This is a genomic window from Enterococcus sp. LX10, from assembly GCF_023539285.1.
GTDB lineage: Bacteria > Bacillota > Bacilli > Lactobacillales > Enterococcaceae > Enterococcus > Enterococcus faecalis.
The window spans coordinates 393,300-416,725 of sequence record NZ_CP092784.1; the positions used below are offsets into that span (position 1 = coordinate 393,300).

Below are 23,426 nucleotides of genomic sequence, written 5' to 3' on the forward strand. Positions count from 1 at the left end.
AAATAGCGGTTCTAACCGCTATTTTTGTTTACTCAAGGCGTTGTTGTGCTAAAATCGCTTCGATTCGTTCTCTTTGATCTGCCAAAAAGTGAGGCAAATAAAGGGGGATTTCATCAAAGTTTGAACTTTGATTTTCATAGGCTTCGGCATCTAGCAGGCCTTTTTGTGTGGCTACTTCAAATAATAAGTGGTTCGGTTCTCTAAAATACAATGATTTGAAAAATTCACGGTCTTTAATTCCTGAGTTTGTAAAATTCTTTTCATCCAACAGGCTATCAACTTGCGTTAATTCTTGCGTATCTTCCACCCCAAAGGCGACGTGATGAACGCCACCAATTCCTTCAATGGCAAGCGGATTGGTACGGTCGTCAATGATATGCACCTCTTGATAAAACTGTGGATGATGATTTTCCAGAACGGTTACTTCATGTGCAGTTTCAAAAAAAGGTACTGTTTCTTTTTCATGCCAATGTAAATAATCCACTAAAGGTTGTTTGGTAGCTGCGGCATATTGGACGCGTAATTGAATTGCATCAATGCCTAAAATTGCATGTTCTACTGGAATTTCAGCATGCTCAGCTGGAAAATAATCTTCCGCATTTTCAAATTCACGTAACGGAACAAGCGCCATTTGTGTATTATCGGGCGCTTCAAAACGCAAAATTGGGTGTTGGTTAAATGTTTCCACACCATAGTGGCAGATACCCGCTTGCTCAAGACGTTCTGACCAAAAATCCAAAGAGGCGCGCGTTGGTACTTTTAAAATAGTTCGTTCAATTGTATTTGTCCCAAATGATTGATCTTGGCCATCATTCAATTCAAAAAAAGTTAATTCGGTACCTGTTCGTTGCTCATTATCTGAGAAAAATAAGTGATACATGGTGTGGTCATCTTGGTTGATCGTTTTCATTAGTAATTTTAATCCCAGTGTATTATGATAGAAGTCAAATGTAGGCTTTATCAATCGATTTAAAATAGAGATGTGATGAATTTGTGCATACATAGTAAAATTCCTTTCTTGGAGGTTTATTAAATGAAACAATTTTTTCAAAAAGGGTCGAAACCTAATCAATTAGTTGTCGCTTTCCATGGTACTGGTGGCAATGAATATCAATTATTAACGACCATCGCAACCCTTTATCCAGAAGCGAGTGTTCTAAGTTACTTAGGGACAGAAGGTGTAGGCGAACAGCGACGCTTTTTTGCGCCATTAGTTAATGGAGCCTTACCTCGTGCTAACTTTGATGAGCGAGTGACTGCGTTTCTAGAAGAAGTTTGGCAACCGCAAAAGTTATACGATGAAGTTATTTTTATAGGGTACTCTAACGGTGCCAATTTTATTTTAGGCCTGTTAGAAAAGAACCCGACTATTGCTAACACTGTTATTTTACTGCATCCAAGCAATTTAGGCTATCAATATGTATCTGGTGAGTTTGCGACAAAAGTGATTGTCACAACAGGGGCTCAGGATGAGTTGAGTATTCCGGGACAAGTTCTTTCTTTAGCTAATCAATTAAAGAAACATTTTCCAGTCGACTTTTTACTAGTGGATGGCGGTCATGGTTTATCGGAAGAAGAAGTAACGAAAATAAAAGAAGTTCTTTAAAAACAAGCTGCAACCTCTGTTGATAAGTGGTTGCAGCTTGTTTTTTTCATGTGTGTTTAAATGATTTAGTTCTTTTTATTAATGAAAGCTTCCGCAAGGGCAAAGTCTCCTGCGTAAGGTTCATCTACGCCGTTTACTTTTTGATAAAGGTCGGCACCTTTACCAGCTAAGACAATCGCATCATCAGCCGTTGTGCTTAAAGATAATGCGTGAGCAATTGCTTCGCCACGATCTAAAACGGTGTAAACAGGCATTTCTTTGGTAATATGGGCTTGAATTTCTTGGCAAATTTTTGCTGGATCTTCACTGGCTGGGTCATCGGTTGTTAGGACTGCAACATCAGCCAATTCAGAAAGAACCCTACCAAAGTCTTTGCGGCGAGAAATCGCTTTGTCTCCCGTGCTACCGACAAGAACAATTAAGCGGCCGTCAGGATGTTCTTCACGGACAAAGGTTAAAAGATTCTTCAAACTGTCATAATTATGAGCGTAATCAACATAGACGGTTGCACCGTTGGTATTCGTTAAAGATTCCATCCGGCCAGGGACGGTGGTTGCTGCGATTCCTTGTTGACACTCTTCTTTTGAAGCTCCCACAAGGACACTAGCAATCGCCGCACTTAACGCATTACCTTTGTTAAAATCACCACCTAAACGAAGGTGATAAGAGCCGGCCAATCCTAACGCATCTGCAGGACTTTCAACGATAAAACGTAAGGAATCCTCTGAAGAAACAGCGAATGAATAGTCTACTTCTGGAGCCGGCTGACTGCCATAGACAATGGCTGGGACTTTTTGCTGTTGTGCAGTTTCTTTAAGTAATGGAAAATAATCAGCTTCGTGATTCAACACAATGACTTTAGAATGTGTAATCAATTGACGTTTGCAATAAAAGTAATCGTCAAAGGTTGGATGTTCAATTGGACTGATATGGTCGGGGGTAATGTTTAAAAAAATGCCGACATCAAAAAACAGCTTGTAGACACGATTAGTTTTGTAGGCTTGGGAAGAAACTTCCATAATAAAATGAGTCATCCCGTTAGCAACAGCGGTTGCCATCATTCGATACAAGTCCAAAGATTCGGGTGTAGTCAATGCAGATTTAAAGAATGTTTTGCCATCTAATGTCGAATTCATGGTAGAAAGCAAGGCTGTTTTTTGTTGTGTAGCAACATCTAAAATATATTTGGTGAAATAAGCCGCTGTTGTTTTACCTTTGGTTCCAGTAAAGCCAATCAGTTTTAATTTATTTTGTGGATAATCATAAAAAGCCATGCTTAACACAGCCATTGCTTTTTTAATGTCAGTCACGATAATTCCTAGTTGCGCCGGAACCTCATAAGGCACCTCAGAAACATAAATTTCTAGGCCGTCTTTTACAGCATTTTCTAAATAGATTTCTTTAAAGTTTAATCCTTTACAAAAAAAGAGTGTTTCTGCTGTTACGTCTCTCGAATCGTAAGAAAGAGCCGTTACTTCTCGTTGACCTAACGTGTCGGAAAGGGTCAAGTGCCAGCCTTCTGGTGAAATAAATTCTTTTAATAAATCTTCTTTTTCTAAGCAATCGCGAATTGCGAATAATGAAATCGTCACTTTTTTTGCCTCCAAACGTTTCAACGAAATTTCAAAACTGATGTCATTATAGCATTATTTTTCTTTTAAAAAAACCATCTCGTTAGCGTGAGAAAATCCATGAGAAATGTTAAAATAGGATAATTCTTCGAGAAAGTCGTTGCATATCCCAAGATGAACAATTAAAATAAAGAAAGCATACTCAAAGAATATTGGAGGACAAAATGATCAATCAACCAAATTCAGTTGATCAACCAATCCTGACGAACCAAGAAAAAATGGTCAAAGGCTCAGCTTGGATGACAGCTAGTAATATTATCTCCCGCATGTTAGGGGCGATTTACATCATCCCCTGGTACGCTTGGATGGGCGAGCACGGAAACGAAGCGAACAGTTTGTTTTCAATGGGGTATACGATTTATGCCTTATTCCTAATGATCTCTACCGCCGGAATTCCAGGTGCGATTGCCAAGCAGACCTCGCATTATAATTCATTGAACGAATATAAAATTAGTCGACAGCTTTTTTATCGTGCCTTACAACTAATGGGTGGCTTAGGTGTGGTTTTTGCTATTGTGATGTATTTGGCATCTCCGGCATTAGCAGCTTTGTCTGGCGGAGGTCCTGAATTAGTTCCAACAATGCGTTCATTAAGTTTAGCCGTTTTAGTTTTCCCAAGCATGAGTGTCATTCGCGGTTATTTCCAAGGAAATCAAGAAATGATGCCCTTTGCTTTATCACAAATTGTTGAACAAGTAGCACGAGTTTTTTACATGTTATTAACCGCTTTTATTATCATGAAAGTCTTTGAAGGTAATTACGTTACAGCGGTGACTCAAGCCACTTTTGCGGCATTTATTGGGATGCTCGCAAGTTTTGCGGTTTTAGGTTATTACATGTACAAACAAAAACCATTATTTGATTATTTAGAAGAACACAGCGCCAATGAACATGAGATTGCCCCAAAAGAGTTATTGATTGAAACTTTTAAAGAGGCGATTCCTTTTATCGTAGTTGGCTCAGGTGTGACGGTCTTTAAACTTGTCGATCAGTTTACTTTCTCAAACTTTATGCGTTTGTTTACGGATTATTCAGATACCCAATTACGAGAGCTTTTCGGTATTTTTAATGCCAATCCAGACAAATTAACCATGATTGTCGTAGCTTTAGCGACTTCGATTTCGGCTACTGGATTGCCATTGATCACAGAAGCGGTCACCTTAAAAAATCACCGTGAGTTAGCGCGTTTGATTAGTAATAATTTACAACTTTTTGTGTTTGTAATGTTGCCAGCAACGTTCGGTATGATTGTTTTAGCGCAACCACTATACACTGTTTTTTACATGCCAGATGCTTTAGGCACTTCTTTATTAGTGCAAGCTTGTTACGCTAGTTTATTCTTGGGCTTGTATATGTTAGTGTCAAATATGTTGATGGGGATGTATGAAAATCGTGACGCAATGCGTTATTTAGGAATTGGTTTAGCAGTGAAATTAATCGTGCAATTCCCCGCAATCCGTTTATTTGAAGTTTACGGTCCGTTATTAGCAACGATGATTGGCTTTACGGTTTCTTGCGTATTGATTCTAAGAAGAATTCGTCAAGTGACACGTTTTAATTACAAATTAACCTTACGGCGAACATTATTAATGTTCTGTATTACAGTCATCATGATGATTATCGCTTTGATTTTCCGTCAGTTCTTGTATCTATTTTTAGATCCAACTAGACGTTTCCAAGCCTTCATTATCGTTGTAATTGTGGCTGCTGCAGGAGGCGCTTTTTATGGCTATTCGGTCTTGAAGATTCGCTTAGCTGATCGTTTATTAGGGAAAAATGCCGCAAAATTACGTGCAAAATTCAATATTAAATAATAGCTGATTGAACTCCTTTCAGCAGATTCTCTTAAGAGACAAGGCTTGAGACATCGATCGATTCGATTTATGTCCCAAGCTATTTTTTTAAAGGAAAGAGGAATGACGATGCGTTTAGATAAATTTTTAGCCGATGTTGGTATCGGTAGTCGTAAAGAAATCAAACAATTGTTAAAGAAAAAAGTCGTTACGGTGAATGGTGACGTCGTAAAAGAAGCCAAAACACAAGTAAATGAAGAAACAGATCAAATTGCCTTGATGGGAGAAATTCTTACGTATCAGAAATTCTTTTATTACATGTTGCATAAACCACAAGGTGTCATTTCTGCGACGGAAGATCAGCGAGATGAAACGGTAATTGACTTGTTAACTGATCAGGATTACCGTGCCGACTTGTTCCCAGTTGGTCGCTTGGATAAAGATACCGAAGGCTTGCTTCTATTAACAAATGATGGCCAGTTAGCGCATCAATTATTATCGCCCAAAAAGCATGTGGATAAAGAATATTTAGCTGAAGTTGAGGGACTTGTGACAGCGGAAGATTGTCAACTGTTTGCGCAAGGATTTGCCTTGAAAGATGGAGAAATGGTTAAACCAAGTCGTTTAGTCATTGAGACGATCAATGAGGAAGAAGGGACTTCCGTAGTTCGTTTAGTGATTCAAGAGGGAAAATTCCATCAAGTCAAACGGATGTTAGCCACTGTAGGCAAACCTGTGACGTATTTAAAACGATTACGAATGGGCGAACTATGGTTAGAAGAAACGTTAGAACTAGGGGAATATCGGCCCTTAACAGAAGACGAATTGCAACAACTACAACCTAAACAATCATACCTCAATTAAAATAAACAAAAACCCAGCACTTTCTGCGGAAAAGATAAAAATTTTCTCGAAAAATAGTGTCGGGTTTCTTTCTTTTTCTGCATAAAATGGTATGATTGACTATGTAGAACTTTATGAATAGGAGTGACAACAAATGACAATTGATTGGACAAAAGAAGTCGAAGCACGTAAAGACGACTTATTAGAAGATTTACAAAACTTATTACGGATCAACAGTGAACGTGATGATGCACAAGCAACACCTGAAGCGCCCTTTGGACCTGGGCCAGTTGCTGGCTTAAAACACATGTTAGCGTATGGTGAACGTGATGGCTTTACGGTGAAAAATGTCGACAATTACGCTGGACACATTGAATATGGCGAAGGCGACGAAACATTAGGGATTTTTGGTCATATGGACGTTGTTCCTGCTGGTGATGGTTGGGAAACAGATCCTTATGAACCAGTCATTAAAGATGGCAAAATTTATGCACGTGGTGCAAGCGATGATAAAGGCCCAAGTATGGCTGCTTATTACGCAATGAAAATTATCAAAGAATTAGGCTTACCCGTGTCTAAAAAAATCCGTTTCGTAGTAGGAAGTGACGAAGAAAGCGGCTGGGGCGATATGGATTACTATTTCCAACATGAAGAAGCGCCAGATTTTGGTTTCTCACCAGATGCTGAGTTCCCAATTATTAATGGGGAAAAAGGAAATGTGACTATTCGTTTAACTTTCCGAGGCGGTAACGGCGCTGATTATAAATTAGAAAGCTTCAAATCTGGCTTACGTGAAAACATGGTTCCGGGAACAGCAGATGCTGTTGTAACGGCTGCTTCAGCAGACGAAGCGGCTTCACTAGCTGCTAGCTTTGAAACATTCATCAAACAAGAAGCAAAAATTTCAGGTAACGCAGAACTTTCAGATAAAACAGTGACTTTCCATGTAGTTGGTAAAGGTGCTCACGGTGCTAGCCCACAATCTGGAATTAACGCAGCGACTTTCTTGGCAACTTTCTTAAATGATTACAGCTTTGCAGAAGGCGCATATAGCTTTATTAATACCATTGCTGAATTTATCCATGAAGATTTTTATGGTGAAAAATTAGGCGTGGCTTTTGAAGACGAAAAAATGGGTAAATTGACAATGAACGCTGGGATTGTTAACTTTGATCCAGAAAATCCTGAAAATAGCTTAGTAACATTAAACTTCCGCTATCCAAAAGGAACTTCAGCAGAAGAATTACAAGCAAAAGTTCAAGCAACAGTCGGTGAAACGGTCACTGCAACACAAGGAGATCGCAACCAAGAACCGCATTATGTACCAGTTGATGATCCATTGGTGGCAACGTTACTACAAGTTTACGAAGACCATACAGGCGAAAAAGGCCAAGAACAAATCATTGGTGGCGGTACTTATGGCCGCTTATTAAAACGTGGTGTTGCCTATGGCGCAATGTTCCCTGGCTACACAGACACAATGCACCAAGCCAACGAATTTATGGAATTAGATGACTTATTCCGAGCAGCTGCTATTTATGCAGATGCGATTTATCGTTTAGCGAAGTAAAGTAAAAAAGCTGTTTTCGAAAATCGAAAACAGCTTTTTTTGCAATTTTTGCCTTTTAAAAACCCAAAATCAGAACCGTTAATTTACTGAAAATTTCTTGCAAATCAAGGGATCCCACGATACGATAAATAGGAGAAAACGCAATGAGTGGAACACTTATTGTTAACTATTTAATCAAAGGACGTGTGAAGATGAACGTAGAAGAATTAGTTCAAAAAGCAAAAGATTTAATTGGAGAAGGCAACGTGGAACATGCGCAACAATTCATTGAAGAACATAAAGATGAATTAGGCGAACACTATCATAAAATTACAGCGATGTTAGCTGATACAACGACCGATGGTTTGTTTGATAAAATTAAAGGATTGTTTCAATAGTTGGAAAAAATCTGAGATAAAAGTGGAGGCTGAGACAAAAGTGTTTAGCTCCAAGAACCAAGTAGGTACGATGATTTCATCTGTTCATGCTTCACAGTGAAACATTGCAACTCTCGCCGTTTAACAGTTTTTGAGCGTGGAGCAAAAATCCAAAGTGATTTTTGTCCCACGCTCTTCTTTTTTTATTTAACTTTTAACCATTGTTTTGGCAACACATATGCAATTGGATTAAAAAGATAATCCGCTCCCCGTTTCACCACAGGCATATTCGTAATAGCTAAAATGAAGAGGGCTAAGAAGAAAAGTGCCAGGATTCGGAAAGTAAACCATTCTTTAAAGAGTGTGTCTAATTGTAAACCACTTTCCAACAGAATAATTAAGGGCATATGCAAGAGATAAGGGTAAAGGGTATCTTTTCCTAGGGCGCTTAAAGGTAACTTTCGTTTCGGCAATAATGCAAACCAAGAAAGAGACACCAATGCTGCAGCAACGTAAAAGAACAGCTGAATGAAACTACTGTATTCAAAGGCCGGACTAATTTCAGCGTAGGAAGCCCAACCAGTTAAGAAGCCCCAAAATTTCGTTGCCAATGACCATTGACTATTTACAAATAAAAAGGAGCTTAAAATTACACCTATCGCTGCCCATTTGACTTTGCGATGATCTAAAAAGGTTTGCAGCTTTTGAATATCCATTAAGTAGCCACAATAGAAGAAAGGGAAGAAGCCCAGAGTCCGTCCTAAAGACAAGAAACCTTCCACAGGTAAATAGCCTGAGGCGCAGCCGATAACAACGATAATTGGCAACATGATTTTCGGCTGAACGCGCTGAAGAAAGATGGTAATTAAGTAGAAACTTGCTAAGGAAAGTAAGTACCAAGGAACGCCCGTTTCGTTCAGTAAATCAAAATTCATTTTATTTGCAAAGGCGAAATTAGCAAGCGTAATCAACAACTTCGCTAAGAGATAAAGCCAAACAAAGGAAAGTAAACGGAGATATTTTCGTTGTTTAATGGCATGTTTACTGAAGAGTCCAGAGACAAAAATAAAGGCTGGCATATGGAATGAATAGATCCAAAAGTTGATCGTTTCCATGAGTCGTGAAGGAGAAGCTTCACGATCTAAAATATGCCCAAAAATCACTAAGAAAATTAAAAAAAGTTTCACGTTGTCCCATTTATAAATTCGCTTGTCGTTTTCCATAACGATCACTCCTTTTAGTAGAAAACAGTTCACTTTTGTTTAAGGCAGAAGAGGACAATTTTTCCATTCATTGAGTAGATAATTGTAGATACGAACCGGCAGCCGTTAAATGAGCCCCACATACTTGCGCTTAAAACAAAAAATTAGGCAGGATGTTAGTCTTAAATTATACTGAAAGAGTGACGATCCTCCAAAGATTTTGTTTATTAAGAAGTGAAAGATGCGGTGAAAATAAATGATAAAATTTCAAAATGTTTCAAAAGTATATCAAGAAAATGCCGTTTTGTCTGATGTGAATTTAACAATCCAACAAGGCGAATTTTTTGTATTAGTAGGGCCGAGTGGTAGTGGAAAAACGACGACTTTGAAAATGATTAATCGGCTCATTGAGCCAACGACAGGTGAAGTGGCTCTCAATGAACAAGCGGTAACCAATTATCCTTTACGTGAATTACGACTAAAAATTGGCTATGTTCTTCAGCAAATTGCCTTATTTCCTAACTTAACCGTGGCGGAAAATATTGAGTTGATTCCTGAAATGAAAAAATGGCCCAAAGAGCAACGCAGAGAGCGAACCATTGAACTATTGAAAAAAGTTCAGCTGGATCCTGAGGAATATCTGCATCGTAAGCCAGCAGCGCTTTCAGGAGGCGAACAACAACGTATCGGGATTTTACGCGCCATTGCAGCCGAACCAGAAGTGATTTTAATGGATGAACCTTTTAGCGCGCTAGATCCGATTTCAAGACATCATCTTCAACGTTTGGTGAAAGAACTTCATCAGGAATTAGCGAGTACCATTGTTTTTGTGACCCATGATATGACTGAAGCTTTACTGTTAGGAGAGCGCATCTGTATTATGGACGCTGGTAAAATTATTCAAGTTGATACGCCAGAAGCCATTCAAAAACATCCGAAAAATAATTTTGTCGGTCAATTTTTTAAACAATCTTCGCCAGAACTAGCGAACTATTGTGGCGCTGACTTGACTGCATTTTTAGAAGCCGCAGATGAGACGATTGAGCCAGTGCCGACTGTTTTCATGGAAACCAATTTAAAAGAGATTGTCCAACTCATTAATGCGCAAGAGAAAGCAAATTTAGTAGAAAAACAACAAGTTTTAGGGTGTATCACCTCAAAAACGATTACTCGTTTTATGGAACAGCTGTTGGAAAGCGAGGAACAGTAGATGCAAGCACTGATTGAAACTTTTTTCGCTCGAAAAGAAGAATATCTGCAAGCGTTAATCGAGCATATGCAATTGTCCTTTATTTCGTTATTATTCGCTGCGTTGATTGCAATTCCTTTAGCCATTTATTTAACGAGTCATCGCAAGTTAGCGGAAAGTCTGTTACAAGTGACTGGGATTTTCCAAACAATCCCTTCTTTAGCTTTGCTAGGCTTATTGATTCCGTTAATTGGTATTGGTCGACCACCGGCAATTGTTGCGCTAGTGATTTATGCCTTATTCCCAATTTTACAAAACACCTATACTGGTTTGACGGAAATTGATCCCTCGTTAGAAGAAGCCGCAGAAGCATTTGGTATGAGTAAAAAAGAAAAATTGTTTAAGTTTGAGTTACAAATGGCGTTACCATTTATTATTTCTGGGATTCGAACGGCTACCGTTTTAATTATTGGTACGGCCACGTTGGCGGCGTTAATTGGAGCAGGTGGTTTAGGGACCTTCATTTTATTAGGAATTGATCGAAATAATTTATCGTTGATTTTTATTGGAGCCCTTTCATCGGCTGCACTAGCAGTCTTGTTTAATTATGGAATTCATTGGTTGGAAAAAGCGAATGGGCGGCGACTAATCATTGGCGGTACTATTTTAGGCCTTTTGTTAGGTAGTTCATTTTTCTGGAATCAACAAACTTCTTCAAAGGAAAAACAGCTGACAATTGCTGGCAAATTAGGAGCGGAACCAGATATTATTATTAATATGTATAAAGCCTTAATTGAAGAAAATAGCGACATTCAGGTGACGTTAAAGCCAAACTTTGGCAAGACTACTTTTTTATATAATGCCTTGAAATCAGATGAAATCGATCTTTATCCAGAATTTACAGGAACAGTGATCGAGACCTTTTTAAAAAATCCTCCTCAGCTAGACAATCAACCTCAAGTAGTCTATGAAGCGGCACGCGCTGGCTTGAAAAAACAAGAAAACCTTACTTTGCTGAAACCGATGCGCTATGAAAATACGTATGCCGTCGCAGTTAAGCGCTCATTTGCAAAAGCGCATCAATTAAAAACGATTAGTGATTTACAGAAAATTAGCAATCAGTTGAGAGCAGGTTTTACGTTAGAATTTATTGATCGGCAAGATGGTTATAAGGGATTACAAGAAAAATATCATTTAAATCTGAATGTTCAATCGATGGAACCGGCGCTACGCTATCAAGCGATTAATAATGGTGAGGTAAATGTGATTGATGCCTATTCAACGGATAGTGAATTGAGACAATACGATTTAGTAACGTTAGAAGATGATCAAGCGCTATTTCCGCCTTATCAAGGAGCACCACTTATTAAAACAGCAACGTTGGAAAAATATCCAGAATTAGCAGAAATATTGAATAAATTGGCAGGAAAAATTAGCGAAGAAGAAATGAGTGAAATGAATTATCAAGTCAATGTGGAAGGGCAAGATCCTAGCATAGTGGCGAAAGACTATTTAAAAGAAAAGAATCTTCTTAAATAAGTATTTTTTACTGAAAAAGACTGGTATATAAACATTTATCCAGTCTTTTTCAGATAAATAAAGAGTTTAATGTGAAAAGTACCTGTATTTTTACTCATTTTTGGATATAATAAAAGAAATGAATGGAGAGGAGTGGTCTATATGAAAAAAGCAGAACGTCAACGTTTGATTAAACAATTAATTATGCAACAAGAAATTGAAACACAAGATGAATTAATCACTCGTTTGGAAGAACTTGGCGTCCGAGCCACTCAAGCGACTGTTTCAAGAGATATCCGTGAAATGAGTATTGTTAAAACACATGGTGCAGATGGTCGTGTCAAATATGCAATTTTTTCTCAAGCACAAGGCACAAGCAGTGAAGAGAAATTACGAGAATCAGTGAAAGATTCAGTTGTTCGAATGGAGCGAGTACAATTTATTGTCATCTTGCATACAGAGATGGGAAATGCCGATGTGGTGAGTAACTTTTTAGATGAAGTAGCTTATCCGGAAGTGGCGGGTACAGTGGCTGGTGCGGATACGATTATTGTGATTACACGTTCAGAAGAGGATGCGGAACACTTTATCGAACGCATCGAAAATATGATTTTTTAAAATTGAAAGCATCAATAGAAGGGAGTTTTTTTCTTGGTAGAATTGAAAGCGCTACAAAATGGTTCGGATATTCGGGGAATTGCTTTGGATACGGAAGAACAAACTGCAACATTAACCGTAACAGCAGTAGCCGAGATTGCGGTGGGCGTGGTTCGTTGGTTACAGGACAAAAAACAGCTGCCACGAAAGGCACAACAGCGCCTGACAATTGCAATAGGACATGATAGTCGTCTAACGGCGGAGCCGATTAAGCAAGCATTAGTAGATACGTTTCTTTCATTAGGTATTCAGGTGATTGACGTTGGTTTAGCTACGACGCCTGCTATGTTTATGGCTACTCAATTTCCAACGCTTCAATGTGATGCGGCGATTATGATTACAGCTAGCCATTTGCCTTACTATTTTAATGGCTTGAAGTTCTTCACAGCAGAAGGTGGAGCAGAGAAAGAAGATATTCGGTATATTTTATCTCATACTGATCCGCTGACAGCCAATGAAAATGGCACACTGATGAAGCAAGAGTTACTGCCAATTTATGCGGAGCATTTGGTGGCAAAAATCCGCCAAGGAATTCATTCGCCCGAAGAGAAACCTTTACAGGGCTTTCGAATTATCGTTGATGCGGGTAATGGGGCTGGGGGCTTCTTTGCGGAGCAGGTTCTTCAAGTTTTGGGCGCTGATACGACGGGATCACAGTTTTTAGAACCAGATGGGCATTTTCCTAATCATGTACCTAATCCAGATAATTCTGAAGCAATGAAAAGTATTCAAACGGCTGTTTTAGCTAATCAAGCAGATTTGGGCATTATTTTTGATACAGATGTAGATCGTTCGGCTGTGGTGGACCAATCAGGTGAGGTACTAAACCGAAATAATTTAATTGCTGTTTTAGCGGCAATCGTTTTAAAAGAAGCGCCTGGTAGTTATATTGTGACAAATTCGCCAACCTCAAGTCATTTAAAAACATTTATTGAAGAAAAAGGCGGCCAACAGATTCGTTATATTTCTGGTTACCGAAATGTCATTAATAAAATGATTGAATTGAATCATGGGGGCTTTCAGACACCGTTAGCCATCGAAACCAGTGGTCATGCAGCATTTCAAGAAAACTACAATCTGGATGATGGTGCATATGTCGTGGCGAAAATTTTAATGTTGTTACCAGAATTGAAACAAAACAATCAAACGTTAGGTGATCTAATTGCTACATTGAAGCAACCAGCAGAAACCAACGAATTTCGCTTTAAAATTACTGAGGAGAATGTTACTTGTTATGGGCAACAAGTCTTGCGAGACTTTGAATTGTTTGTAGAAAATCAAGCAGACTTTGCTGTGGACCGTGAAAACCAAGAAGGTGTTCGGGGAAACGTGTCTGGTCAATATGGCAGTGGTTGGTTTTTACTACGCTTAAGTCTGCATGAACCGTTGCTTGTTCTTCAGGTAGAGAATGACCAAAGCGATAAAAATGCGTGTGTCATCGAAAAAATTGCCACTTTTTTACAAAAATACGAGGAAATAGATAGTCAGCAAATAGAAAAATAATCTAAGAAATTAAAGGTGTTCTTATGGAAAATGTCTTAAAAGGAAAACACATTGGCTTTTCTCATTTTAGAGAAGAATATATCGAACATATTGCAAAACAGCAATGGGATAATGAATTGCTTCGGCATTTGAGCTGGGATGCTTTACATCCGTGGGGGCTTGAAGAATGGAAAGATTTCACGATTAATAAAGGAGAAGATGATCGATTTCTATTTGCTATTTTAGAAAATACGACAGAGAAATTTATTGGTTGGGTCTCGTTGTCTGATATACAGTTGAAAAATAGAGGGGCCAATTTAGGGATTGCTATTTTACAAAAAGAGCAACGAGGTCAAGGATATGGCTTTGAGGCGGTGTCTTTAATTTGTAAATTTGCTTTTTATGAATTGGGTTTGCACAAAATCAGATTAGCTGTCAATAGTAACAATCAAAAAGCGATTCATGTTTATGAAAAAGTAGGCTTCAAAAAAGAAGGAATTGATAGAGAAGCGTTATTTCAAGATGGCCAATGGCTAGATATCTACAATTACGGAATTTTACAAAAAGAGTGGCTACAAATGATTAAGGCTGAGAGTTAGCTCAGGAACTGTTTAACACCAAGACACTGAGCAAACGCAGATATGCCATTCTCAGCAGTGAATGTGCGGTAAAATAAAAAAACAGAAGAAATCGGCGGTTACCGTCCGATTTCTTCTGTTTTTTTACCATAGGCCAGGCGCTGCAGTCACAACGATTTGTTTTTTTGTAAACGGATGGAGTAAATGAAGTTGTGAAGCATGGAGCATTAAACGAGCTGCCTGCGATTTTGGGTTGTATAACGGATCACCAATAATTGGATGCCCTTCGCTAGCTAAATGGACCCGAATTTGGTGCGTCCGACCTGTTTCTAAAACACAGGTAACTGCGGTTTGATTATTAGAAAGAGCTTTGACCACTTGGACATGTGTAATCGCTGAATCCCCTTTTTGAGGATCAATCCGTCGTTTCCGGCGATCATGCCGATCACGACCAATCGGCTGATTGATTGTCTGTTCTTTTTGGTTAAAGTGACCAGCCGCAATCGCTTGATATTGACGGTAAATTTGTTTTGTTTCTAATAAACGCCCTAAAATAGGTAAGACAAAAGGATTTTTAGCAAAGACAATCGCACCACTGGTTTCTTTATCTAATCGATGAACGACATAAGGGACCTGATTTTTCTCAGCTAAATAGGCAGCAACATGATTTAACAAGGTGTTTGTTTCCTGTGGCTGATTTGGATGGGTTTTAATGCCATAAGGTTTATTTACAATCATTAAATGTTCGTCTTCATATAAAACCTTCACACGCGTTGCGTCACCCAAATGAATAGTGGGACGCACATAATCGGTTTCTTCAAACGTTAAGGTGACACAATCGCCAGCTTGGACTGGAAAATGAAAAGCAGCTGTTTCTCCGTTGATTTTGACATTTTTTCGCGTGCGTAAAAAATGGCGCACTTTTCGAGGGACTAGCCACTCATTTTCTAATAGTTCTTTTACAGTCATTGTTGAAAAATTTTCAGGTAATCTCATTGAATATTCCACCAAATCCCACCTTTCACTGATTCGCTATTTAGTGTAACAAAGCTGCTCAAAAGGTCAAGTCAGAACGGAAAAAAAGCTGAAATTTGTTAGAAAGGCAGTTCCTTGAGAGATTCTTAAACAAATTTACATAAAAAACGAAGAAAAGCATGATAGAATAGAGGCTAAATAAAGACTCGTTTCTAAGTGTAAGCAATTATTTACCTCTAGTGAAGGCCATATTTCCTTTGCTACAGCGAAAAGACCATTGAAATTGTTTTTCAAGAATTTTTCATGCTTTAGACCTAGGCCGTACCTGCAAGAATATGGTAGACTTAGCCAAGAAACGTAAACAGAGGGAGTACTATGGATAATCTTAAACAATTTTTTAGTAAAGTCGGTGTCGGATTACGTCATTTTTGGACGTGGATAAAGCCTTATTTAATACAATTCCATCAAGCCAGAAAGCGGATTTGGAAAAAGTATCAAATCAATAAAATTTTCTTGTTAATTGGTTTGGTAGTCGCTTTAGGTGCCAGTATTTATTTATTTTACTTAGCCAAGTCCGCAAACGTTGAGACCCTAAAATCGGGGCTAAGTGAATCAACACGCGTTTATGACGAATCAGGAGAGGAAGTCGGAAAATTATTCGGGCAAAAAGGGACTTTTGTGGAACTGGATAATATTTCTCCTTATATTCAAGATGCGGTTATTTCAACTGAAGATCGCGCGTTTTATCAACATAAAGGGTATTCCATCAAAGGGATTGCCCGTGCGGTTGTTGGAAAATTGACCTTCGGGAAAATCGGTGGCGGTGGTGGCGGAAGTACAATTACGCAGCAATTAGCCAAAAATGCTTACTTAACGCAAGAGCAAACGTTAGATAGGAAAGCCAGAGAATTATTCTTGGCGATTGAAATCGAAAAGAAATATTCGAAAAAAGATATCTTGGCAATGTATTTAAATAATTCTTATTTTGGTAATGGTGTCTGGGGCGTGCAAGATGCAGCTCGTAAATACTTTGGCGTGGATGCATCCCAAGTGACAGTGGGGGAAGCCGCAACGCTAGCAGGTATGTTAAAAGGGCCAGGAATCTATAACCCAATTGATTACATTGACAATGCCACAACGCGACGGAATACCGTTTTACAACTAATGGTCGACAATAAAAAACTATCTCAAGAAGAAGCCAATCAAGAAGCGAGTGTTAACTTAGCGAGTCTATTAAATGACACCTATGTTGGCGACGAAAATAGTTACAAATATCCATATTATTTTGATGCGGTAATTGATGAAGCGGTCAATCGTTATAAATTTAAAGAAGAAGATATTTTAAATAAAGGATACAAGATTTACACTTCTTTAAATCAGGGGTATCAAGATGCGATGGATGCAACTTATAAAAATGATGCACTATTTCCACCCAATGCAGAAGATGGTGCCATGGTTCAGAGTGGTTCTGTAGCCATTGATCCGAAAACCGGCGGCGTGCAAGCACTGGTGGGCGGTCGAGGGGAACACGTTTATCGAGGCTTTAACTTTGCAACGCAAACAAAACGTTCACCAGGCTCGTCCTTAAAACCAATTTCTGTCTATACACCAGCTTTAGAGGCTGGCTATAAACCAGACTCTGTTTTAGAAGATAAACCACAAGATTATTATCCAGCGCAAAACTATAGCCGCACGTACAGTGGAGAAGTTCCTATGTACCAAGCCTTAGGAGAAAGCTTAAATTTACCAGCGGTATGGTTATTACATCAAATTGGTTTAGATAAAGGCTATGAAAAAACAGAGAAATTTGGCATTCCGTTATCAGAAAAAGATCGGTACTATGGTTTAGCCCTTGGAGGATTACAAACGGGTGTTTCGCCACTAACTATGGCGGGAGCTTATAGTGCCTTTGCCAATGAAGGCTATAAAACTGAAACGCATTTAATTACAAAAATCGTCGACTCAACTGGCGCAATTGTAGTTGATAATACTAAAGTCAAGAAAGAACAAGTCATTACCAAAGATGTTGCAGACGGGATTACAAGTATGTTACTAGGGGTCTTTAGTTCTGGGAGCGGGGTCAACGCACAACCAGCAGGCTACGTAATGGCTGGTAAAACAGGTACGACAGAAACCAACTTCGATAGTAGTAAAACGAACGATCAGTGGGTGATTGGTTATACACCAGAAGTTGTCATTGCTACTTGGTTAGGCTTTCAAGAAACCAGTAAAACCCATTATTTGGAAGGCAGTAGCGCTACGTATGCCTCACAGGTGTTCAACAGTCAAGCCAGTGGCATCTTGCCACAAGTCAAACAAGCACAATTTCCTGTCGCGGATGCTTATGCCACAGGTGGGAAAGTTGTTGATAGCAACGATAGTTTAACTGGTGGTGCCAATTCTAATTGGCGGGATAACTTGAAAGACTTTGGAAATTCTGTTCAAGACGGCGCTAGCAATTTCGGAGATACATTGAATGAAGTTGGGGGACAAATTAAAGACGGCGCGAAAAAAGTCAAAGACAAGATTGAAGGAATTTTCGGAGGCTTATTAGGAAATTAGTTGGGAAAACCTAAGAGAAATGGTACAATAAAGATGAAACTATTGAGAAAAGAGGGATTCCATTGAGTAACATTTATGATACAGCCAATCAGATTGAACGTGAACTACGTGAGTTAGACGAATTTAAAGCATTACAAGCAGCGTATGAAGAAGTAAAAGCAGACGAAGCAGCTTACACATTGTTTAAAGAATTCCAAGGATTCCAACAAGGACTACAAGAAAAACAAATGCGCGGCGAAGAATTCACGGATGAAGATGCTGAAAAAGCACAAAGCATTGCAACGAAAGTGCAAGAAACAGCAGTTATCAACGAATTAATGCAAAAAGAACAAGCGTTTAGCTTAGTTGTCAATGATTTAAACCGAATTATCATGACTCCTGTGCGTGATATGTATAACGATTAATTTACGTAATTGAACTCTGACAAGTTGTCTATAAGACAATTTGTCAGAGTTTTTCTTTTACTGAAAATAAAAAAACGAACAAATTTTCGTATGTTTTTACTGACCAAGCTGGCAGAAAATGATATGATAAAGGAAGGAGAAAAGGAGGGGAAACGATGAAACTATTGCATACAGCTGATTTACACATGGATCGGTCTTTTGAAGGGTTAACTGGGATCCCGACAGCCTTAGCGAAGCGCTTAAGAGAAGCTAATCAACAATTGTTAATGAACATCGTAACAGTTGCCATTCGAGAAGCGGTGGACTTGGTTATTTTTGCAGGAGATACGTTTCATCAAAGTCAGACCTCTATTTCAATGCAAGCCCAATTGATGGCCGCATTAGAACAGTTGAAACAAGCAGAAATCCCTGTGATTCTAACATTTGGGAATCATGATTACTATAAAAAAGACCGTTATTGGTTTTCTTTTCCGGACAATGTCTTTTTATTTGAAAAAGAAATGGTTGAGACACTGTATTTTGAAACGAAAGCGGGCGAACAAGTGGCTGTTTCAGGGTTTAGTTATGAGCATCCCTGGATTGATGAAAATAAAGCACTAGAATTTCCTATCAAACAAGCAGAATCTGACATTCATATTGGGATTTATCATGGAGACACCAGCCGGAAAGCGCAACAAAATTATGCTCCGTTTACATGGAAGGATTTAAAAGCCACTGGCTATAATTATTGGGCATTGGGACACATTCATCAACCGCAAATTGTTAGTGAACAACCGCTAATTGTTTATCCTGGAACACCTCAAGGGCACACGAAAAAAGAACAGTCTTTACAAGGAGTTGCAGTGGTCACACTTTCCCAAAATCAAGCGACTGTTCAATTTGAAAAAGTCGCAGAAATAGATTGGACGAATGAAGAAATATCTCTGGCGCAATGCCGTGACACCCAAAGCGTTTTGTCTTATCTTGAAACCAGTTTGCTGACGAAGTGGCATGCGCATCAGCAACAGCAATTGATGGCGTTGACACTGAAAGAAACGCAACATTTGGATGTGACCGTGGTGCAAGCCATTGTCAACGGCGAACTATTAAGCTACTTACAGCAGCAGCTTTTACAAAAAACGCAAGGTGATTTTTTTGTTTATCGTCTAATATTGCAAGCAGAGGAACCAACGAAAGAACCGATCTATTTAGCCGCTAGTCCCAACTTATTAACGGCATTAGAAAAAACATACTTAGATCCAGTTATTTTTGAAGATACCACCAAGGAATTGTTACGTTATCCAGAATTTGCTGGAATTTTTTCAATGGATGAGCAGTGGCGATTAGAGAGCTTGGACCTAGCACATGAGCAAATTAATGAAGACTTTACTATTCAGGAGGACCCACTATGAAATTACTCGCAGTAGAGATTGTGGGCTTTGGAAAATGGCAACAACAGAAAATTACATTTGAATCTGGTAATCAATTGCTGTACGGCGCAAATGAAGTTGGCAAGTCCACATTGTATCAATTCATTCAAGCAATGCTGTTTGGTTTTCCCACAAAGGGCAAAAGAAAACGCGATTACGCACCTAAAAATGGTGGTTCCTATGGTGGTCGTTTGTGGTTGGAACATCCTGTGTTTGGGGAAGTTCAAGTCGAGCGTTTTAAAGAAAAAAATAAAGGGCAAGCAATCATTTATTATCAACAACAAATGGGGGATGAAAAAACCTTACAGCAAATGTTACATCCGCTAACGAAAAAGTTATTTCAAGAGGTTTTTACTTTCCAACAAGAACAATTAATTACGAGTGACAAGTTGACAGAAGAGGAACTGCAAACATCCTTGTTAGCCATTGGTGTTTCTGGTAGTCAACAACTTTTGACTTACCGAAATGCGTACTTTAAAGAAGCACAAAAAATCTTTAAAGGTAAAGGACAGCAGCCATTACTCAATCAGAAGTTGGCGGCTTATCAAGAACTAAAAGAGCAAATTCAAGAGAAAGAAGCGCAGCAACAAACTTTTCAACAATTAGAAGAAACGATTCGCGAAACAGAACAACAGCGAGTGACACTGCAACAGCAATTAAAAGAAACGCAACAGGGCTTGTTACAGGTTGCGGAACAGCAACGTCACTTTCCCTTGTACGAAGAATGGCAGTCGCTGCCTGAAGAAACAGAGAACGTTGTTTTAGTAAAAGAAGACCAAGTGCAATTAGAAGAAACCTTTCAAGAATATATGTACCTAGACAAAGAACGACAACGTTTGAGCAAAGAGTTATCTCTTCAGTCAGAAGCGCTCGATGTTCCAGAAGGCTATGCTTTTTACCTAGAACAAGAAGCATTAATTCAACAATTGTTGAATCAACGTTATGATATGCAACAATTGATGACGGAATCGGAATGGATGACCCAAACCTTTGATCAAAATCGTCAAGAAATGGTCCTTTTAGAGAACGAATGGTCATGGTCGCCTGAACGACCACCACAGCTTTTTTATGACAACGAAACCGTTCAAAAGTGGCGCCAACAACAAGTTGCGTATACGCAAGCTCTTCAAAAAGGCCAAGAACAAAAAGCATTCTTGGCTTCTCAAATTGAAAATCTGGAAGACCAGTTAACGGACTTTGAAAAAGAGCACGCTGCATTTTTTGGTGAAGCGACGCGTGCCCAAAAAGCGCAGAAAACAAGTCAACCACTTTGGTTATTGCTAGGAAGTATCCTTGCATTACTGGGTTTCTTTTTGCCGAGCCCTTTAAAATGGGGCCTAGTTCTCGTGGGAGTTAGTCTTATCGCAAAAGAAGTGATTGGCTACGCCACTAGAAAAGAAGCGTCCTCAGATGAAGTGAAAGAAGAATGGCAGACGAAACTTTCGCAACTAGATTATTTAAATGAACAGTTCCAACAAGCGCTGAATCAAGAACGTGAGGCACAACTGAAAGTGGAACAACTTGAACAAGCAGTAGCGGAGCAAGCCCAAGTCCATCAATTAGGAAAAATGCAACAAATTGATACTTTAATGAATCAGCGGGAATTGATTACGCGCTATTTATTGCTTGTTCAAACAAATGAAGAACTCATGAGTCAATTGAAGGAAAATCAACAAAAACGCCAAGTATTTGAAGAACAAGTCTTCCCATTGATGACGCAGTTACCCTTACAAGGAAAGAGCCTTTCCGAAAAGTTACACTTTTTAGAAGGATTTGCTGAAGAAATGGAGAAAGTTCGCTTTGCTCAGGAGTATCAAGCAGATGGCTATCTCAAACAGCAGTTACGAGAGTTGAAAACTAAACAGCAAGAAGCGTTAACACGAATTCAGCCTTTACTAATTCGTTATCGGATTCTATCAATCGCTGATGTTCCAATGAGGATTCAACAGCTGACGACTCAGCAAGCTCAAGTTGGTCGTGGGCAAGAATTAGCGACACAATTAGGCAATCTGTTTCCAGAAGCGGTAACAGAGGCAACGTTAAAAGACCGTTCTTTACAACTGGCGCAGCAACAAGCACTGGAAGAAAGTCAGTTAAATAAAATACAAGAACAGTATCAAGCGTTGATTTATGAAAAACAACAATTAATGACGGATGGTACCTTAGATGAGTTGTATCAACGACAAGCAATTTTAAAAGCGGAAATCAAAGAACTAGCTCAACGTTGGTCTGGGTATCAACTAGCGGGACAACTGTTAATGGACCTATTAACAGAGCTTTCGGAACAACAATTGCCCAGCTTATTACAGTATGCATCAAGCTACTTTGCACTTTTAACAAATCAGCGTTATCAATCAATCCAAGTAGCCGAAGGTCAACTAGTTGCGGTGACGAAAGAGCAAGAAATGTTTTATTTACATGAATTATCAACTGGCACTAAAGATCAATTGATGATGGCTGTTCGTTTTGCTTTTTTAGCAGTCCAAGGCGAGCAACTGATTTGTCCAATTATCATTGATGATGGCTGGTTACACTATGATCATCAAAGAAAAGCCCAATTAGCTGAATTATTTACTAAGTTTGGTCAAAAACAGCAAGTCATTTGTTTTTCTTCTGACCAAGAAATGGTAAGCTATTATCAGGACTTACAACAAAGAGTAATTGCGTTAGAAGGAGGAAGCGTCAAGTGAAAAAATTACGTGAATTAACAGTAGAAGAACTTTTTGAATCATTTGTTCTAATTAAAAATGCCGATGTGCGTGTAGCTAAAAATGGGAAAAAGTTTATTGCCTTTACCTTTCAAGACACATCTGGTACGATTGACGGAAAATATTGGGACGCCTCTGAGGATGAAATTACACGATTTACTGCGGGAAACGTTGTTTTACTGAATGGGAAACGAGAAGTTTATCAAAACAAACCCCAAGTAAAAATTTTACACATGCGTTTAGCGACAGCAGAGGAACCAAGCCAGCCAAGTTTATATATGGAACGAGCGCCTTTGAAAAAAGAAGAGATGGTCGAGGAAATCAATCAAGTAATTTTTGAGATTACCAATGCTCATTGGAATCGTATTGTGCGCTATCTCATGTCGAAATACCAACAAGAATTTTATGAATTTCCTGCAGCCAAACGGAACCATCATGCTTTTGCGAATGGCTTAGCTTACCACACTGTCTCAATGTTGCGCCTAGGCAAAGCAATTGCTAAGGAATATCCTGAAATTAACACGTCACTATTATACGCGGGGATTATTTTACATGACTTAGGAAAAGTTTTAGAGTTATCTGGCGCTATTACGACAGAATATACGGTGGCAGGGAACTTAATTGGTCATTTAATTTTGGTGGATGAGGAAATTACCAAGGCGTGTTTGGCTTTAAAAATTGATGATCGAGAAGAAGACGTTGTCGTTCTTCGGCACATGGTCTTAGCCCACCATGGATTGTTGGAATATGGCTCACCTGTGCGACCAAGAATTATGGAAGCGGAAATCTTACATCAAATTGATACCATGGATGCGTCCATTCAAATGATGCTAGGGGCCATTCGTCAAACACAGCCTGGGGAGTATACGGAACGAATCTTTGGTTTAGATAACCGCAGTTTCTATGTTCCAAAAGATAAATAAAAAAAGGGAGTGGTCAATCG

At 39.0% G+C, this 23,426-nt stretch carries 19 protein-coding genes; 15 read left to right on the top strand and 4 right to left on the bottom strand.

All coding sequences use genetic code 11. The features are described 5' to 3' along the window. Positions 1–28: 28 nt before the first annotated feature. Complete coding sequence (locus MKZ30_RS01990) at positions 29–1,003, bottom strand: ring-cleaving dioxygenase (protein ID WP_249958775.1); 975 nt, start codon at positions 1,001–1,003, stop codon at positions 29–31. Between the two features lie 30 nt (positions 1,004–1,033). Between MKZ30_RS01990 and MKZ30_RS01995 the strand changes: the two genes are divergently transcribed. Further along, positions 1,034–1,606: an alpha/beta hydrolase gene (locus MKZ30_RS01995; RefSeq protein WP_002358653.1), complete on the top strand. Its 573-nt coding sequence runs from the start codon at positions 1,034–1,036 to the stop codon at positions 1,604–1,606. 65 nt (positions 1,607–1,671) lie between these two features. On the opposite strand, the gene MKZ30_RS02000 is transcribed toward MKZ30_RS01995, so the two are convergent. Next, entirely contained in the window at positions 1,672–3,198 is a 1,527-nt protein-coding gene (locus tag MKZ30_RS02000; protein WP_002371461.1) for a UDP-N-acetylmuramoyl-L-alanyl-D-glutamate--L-lysine ligase, read from the bottom strand. A 203-nt stretch (positions 3,199–3,401) separates the two neighbouring features. On the opposite strand from MKZ30_RS02000, the gene MKZ30_RS02005 reads away from it, so the two are divergent. From MKZ30_RS02005 to MKZ30_RS02020, 4 genes are all read left to right on the top strand, one after another. After that, positions 3,402–5,051, top strand: coding sequence for a putative polysaccharide biosynthesis protein (locus MKZ30_RS02005; protein WP_002364837.1), 1,650 nt, complete (start codon positions 3,402–3,404; stop codon positions 5,049–5,051). Between the two features lie 108 nt (positions 5,052–5,159). Then, complete coding sequence (locus MKZ30_RS02010; protein ID WP_249958776.1) at positions 5,160–5,894, top strand: pseudouridine synthase; 735 nt, start codon at positions 5,160–5,162, stop codon at positions 5,892–5,894. Positions 5,895–6,027: 133 nt separating this feature from the next. After that, positions 6,028–7,443, top strand: coding sequence for a dipeptidase PepV (pepV, locus tag MKZ30_RS02015; RefSeq protein WP_002358655.1), 1,416 nt, complete (start codon positions 6,028–6,030; stop codon positions 7,441–7,443). A 143-nt stretch (positions 7,444–7,586) separates the two neighbouring features. After that, positions 7,587–7,820 (top strand): hypothetical protein, encoded by a 234-nt coding sequence (locus MKZ30_RS02020; RefSeq protein ID WP_033600770.1) that lies wholly within the window; start codon positions 7,587–7,589, stop codon positions 7,818–7,820. Between the two features lie 182 nt (positions 7,821–8,002). On the opposite strand, the gene MKZ30_RS02025 is transcribed toward MKZ30_RS02020, so the two are convergent. Next, the gene (locus MKZ30_RS02025; protein WP_010816321.1) at positions 8,003–9,022 is read right to left on the bottom strand and encodes an acyltransferase family protein; all 1,020 of its coding nucleotides are present in this window, start codon (positions 9,020–9,022) and stop codon (positions 8,003–8,005) included. Positions 9,023–9,257: 235 nt separating this feature from the next. Between MKZ30_RS02025 and MKZ30_RS02030 the strand changes: the two genes are divergently transcribed. The 5 genes from MKZ30_RS02030 to MKZ30_RS02050 all read left to right on the top strand — a co-directional run bounded on the left by MKZ30_RS02030 (position 9,258) and on the right by MKZ30_RS02050 (position 14,446). Continuing rightward, on the top strand, positions 9,258–10,211 hold the full coding sequence (locus tag MKZ30_RS02030; protein WP_002366153.1) for an ABC transporter ATP-binding protein: 954 nt from the start codon (positions 9,258–9,260) through the stop codon (positions 10,209–10,211). Next, complete coding sequence (locus MKZ30_RS02035) at positions 10,212–11,729, top strand: ABC transporter permease/substrate-binding protein (RefSeq protein ID WP_002419969.1); 1,518 nt, start codon at positions 10,212–10,214, stop codon at positions 11,727–11,729. A 141-nt stretch (positions 11,730–11,870) separates the two neighbouring features. Next, the gene (argR, locus tag MKZ30_RS02040; RefSeq protein WP_002355509.1) at positions 11,871–12,326 is read left to right on the top strand and encodes an arginine repressor; all 456 of its coding nucleotides are present in this window, start codon (positions 11,871–11,873) and stop codon (positions 12,324–12,326) included. 33 nt (positions 12,327–12,359) lie between these two features. Continuing rightward, positions 12,360–13,868 carry a phosphohexomutase domain-containing protein gene (locus MKZ30_RS02045; protein ID WP_033600740.1) on the top strand — a complete coding sequence of 503 codons (1,509 nt, stop codon included), beginning with the start codon at positions 12,360–12,362 and terminating at the stop codon, positions 13,866–13,868. A gap of 23 nt (positions 13,869–13,891) precedes the next feature. Then, complete coding sequence (locus MKZ30_RS02050; RefSeq protein WP_033600739.1) at positions 13,892–14,446, top strand: GNAT family N-acetyltransferase; 555 nt, start codon at positions 13,892–13,894, stop codon at positions 14,444–14,446. Between the two features lie 123 nt (positions 14,447–14,569). Here the strand turns inward: MKZ30_RS02050 and MKZ30_RS02055 are convergent, their stop codons facing one another. Beyond that, entirely contained in the window at positions 14,570–15,433 is an 864-nt protein-coding gene (locus MKZ30_RS02055; RefSeq protein ID WP_010827153.1) for an RluA family pseudouridine synthase, read from the bottom strand. 342 nt (positions 15,434–15,775) lie between these two features. Here MKZ30_RS02055 and MKZ30_RS02060 point away from each other — a divergent pair, with 342 nt between their 5' ends. The 5 genes from MKZ30_RS02060 (at position 15,776) to MKZ30_RS02080 (ending at position 23,406) form a co-directional block, all read left to right on the top strand. Then, entirely contained in the window at positions 15,776–17,962 is a 2,187-nt protein-coding gene (locus tag MKZ30_RS02060; protein ID WP_033600737.1) for a PBP1A family penicillin-binding protein, read from the top strand. Positions 17,963–18,024: 62 nt separating this feature from the next. After that, positions 18,025–18,366, top strand: a complete 342-nt coding sequence (locus MKZ30_RS02065; protein WP_002355518.1) for a YlbF/YmcA family competence regulator — start codon at positions 18,025–18,027, stop codon at positions 18,364–18,366. 155 nt (positions 18,367–18,521) lie between these two features. Continuing rightward, a complete protein-coding gene (locus MKZ30_RS02070; RefSeq protein WP_010816324.1) occupies positions 18,522–19,757 on the top strand; it encodes a DNA repair exonuclease in 1,236 nt (411 codons plus the stop codon). Continuing rightward, complete coding sequence (locus MKZ30_RS02075; RefSeq protein WP_033600736.1) at positions 19,754–22,465, top strand: ATP-binding protein; 2,712 nt, start codon at positions 19,754–19,756, stop codon at positions 22,463–22,465. Before MKZ30_RS02070 ends, MKZ30_RS02075 begins: the two co-directional genes overlap by 4 nt. Then, positions 22,462–23,406: a 3'-5' exoribonuclease YhaM family protein gene (locus MKZ30_RS02080; RefSeq protein ID WP_033600735.1), complete on the top strand. Its 945-nt coding sequence runs from the start codon at positions 22,462–22,464 to the stop codon at positions 23,404–23,406. Before MKZ30_RS02075 ends, MKZ30_RS02080 begins: the two co-directional genes overlap by 4 nt. The last annotated feature ends 20 nt before the right edge of the window (positions 23,407–23,426 follow it).

Bases quoted from the DNA above. Each gene is read 5' to 3' on its own strand.
- MKZ30_RS01990 (WP_249958775.1), bottom strand. From the start codon at position 1,003: ATGTATGCACAAATTCATCACATCTCTATTTTAAATCGATTGATAAAG.
- MKZ30_RS01995 (WP_002358653.1), top strand. From the start codon at position 1,034: ATGAAACAATTTTTTCAAAAAGGGTCGAAACCTAATCAATTAGTTGTC.
- MKZ30_RS02005 (WP_002364837.1), top strand. From the start codon at position 3,402: ATGATCAATCAACCAAATTCAGTTGATCAACCAATCCTGACGAACCAA.
- MKZ30_RS02010 (WP_249958776.1), top strand. From the start codon at position 5,160: ATGCGTTTAGATAAATTTTTAGCCGATGTTGGTATCGGTAGTCGTAAA.
- pepV (WP_002358655.1), top strand. From the start codon at position 6,028: ATGACAATTGATTGGACAAAAGAAGTCGAAGCACGTAAAGACGACTTA.
- MKZ30_RS02020 (WP_033600770.1), top strand. From the start codon at position 7,587: ATGAGTGGAACACTTATTGTTAACTATTTAATCAAAGGACGTGTGAAG.
- MKZ30_RS02025 (WP_010816321.1), bottom strand. From the start codon at position 9,022: ATGGAAAACGACAAGCGAATTTATAAATGGGACAACGTGAAACTTTTT.
- MKZ30_RS02030 (WP_002366153.1), top strand. From the start codon at position 9,258: ATGATAAAATTTCAAAATGTTTCAAAAGTATATCAAGAAAATGCCGTT.
- MKZ30_RS02035 (WP_002419969.1), top strand. From the start codon at position 10,212: ATGCAAGCACTGATTGAAACTTTTTTCGCTCGAAAAGAAGAATATCTG.
- argR (WP_002355509.1), top strand. From the start codon at position 11,871: ATGAAAAAAGCAGAACGTCAACGTTTGATTAAACAATTAATTATGCAA.
- MKZ30_RS02050 (WP_033600739.1), top strand. From the start codon at position 13,892: ATGGAAAATGTCTTAAAAGGAAAACACATTGGCTTTTCTCATTTTAGA.
- MKZ30_RS02060 (WP_033600737.1), top strand. From the start codon at position 15,776: ATGGATAATCTTAAACAATTTTTTAGTAAAGTCGGTGTCGGATTACGT.
- MKZ30_RS02070 (WP_010816324.1), top strand. From the start codon at position 18,522: ATGAAACTATTGCATACAGCTGATTTACACATGGATCGGTCTTTTGAA.
- MKZ30_RS02075 (WP_033600736.1), top strand. From the start codon at position 19,754: ATGAAATTACTCGCAGTAGAGATTGTGGGCTTTGGAAAATGGCAACAA.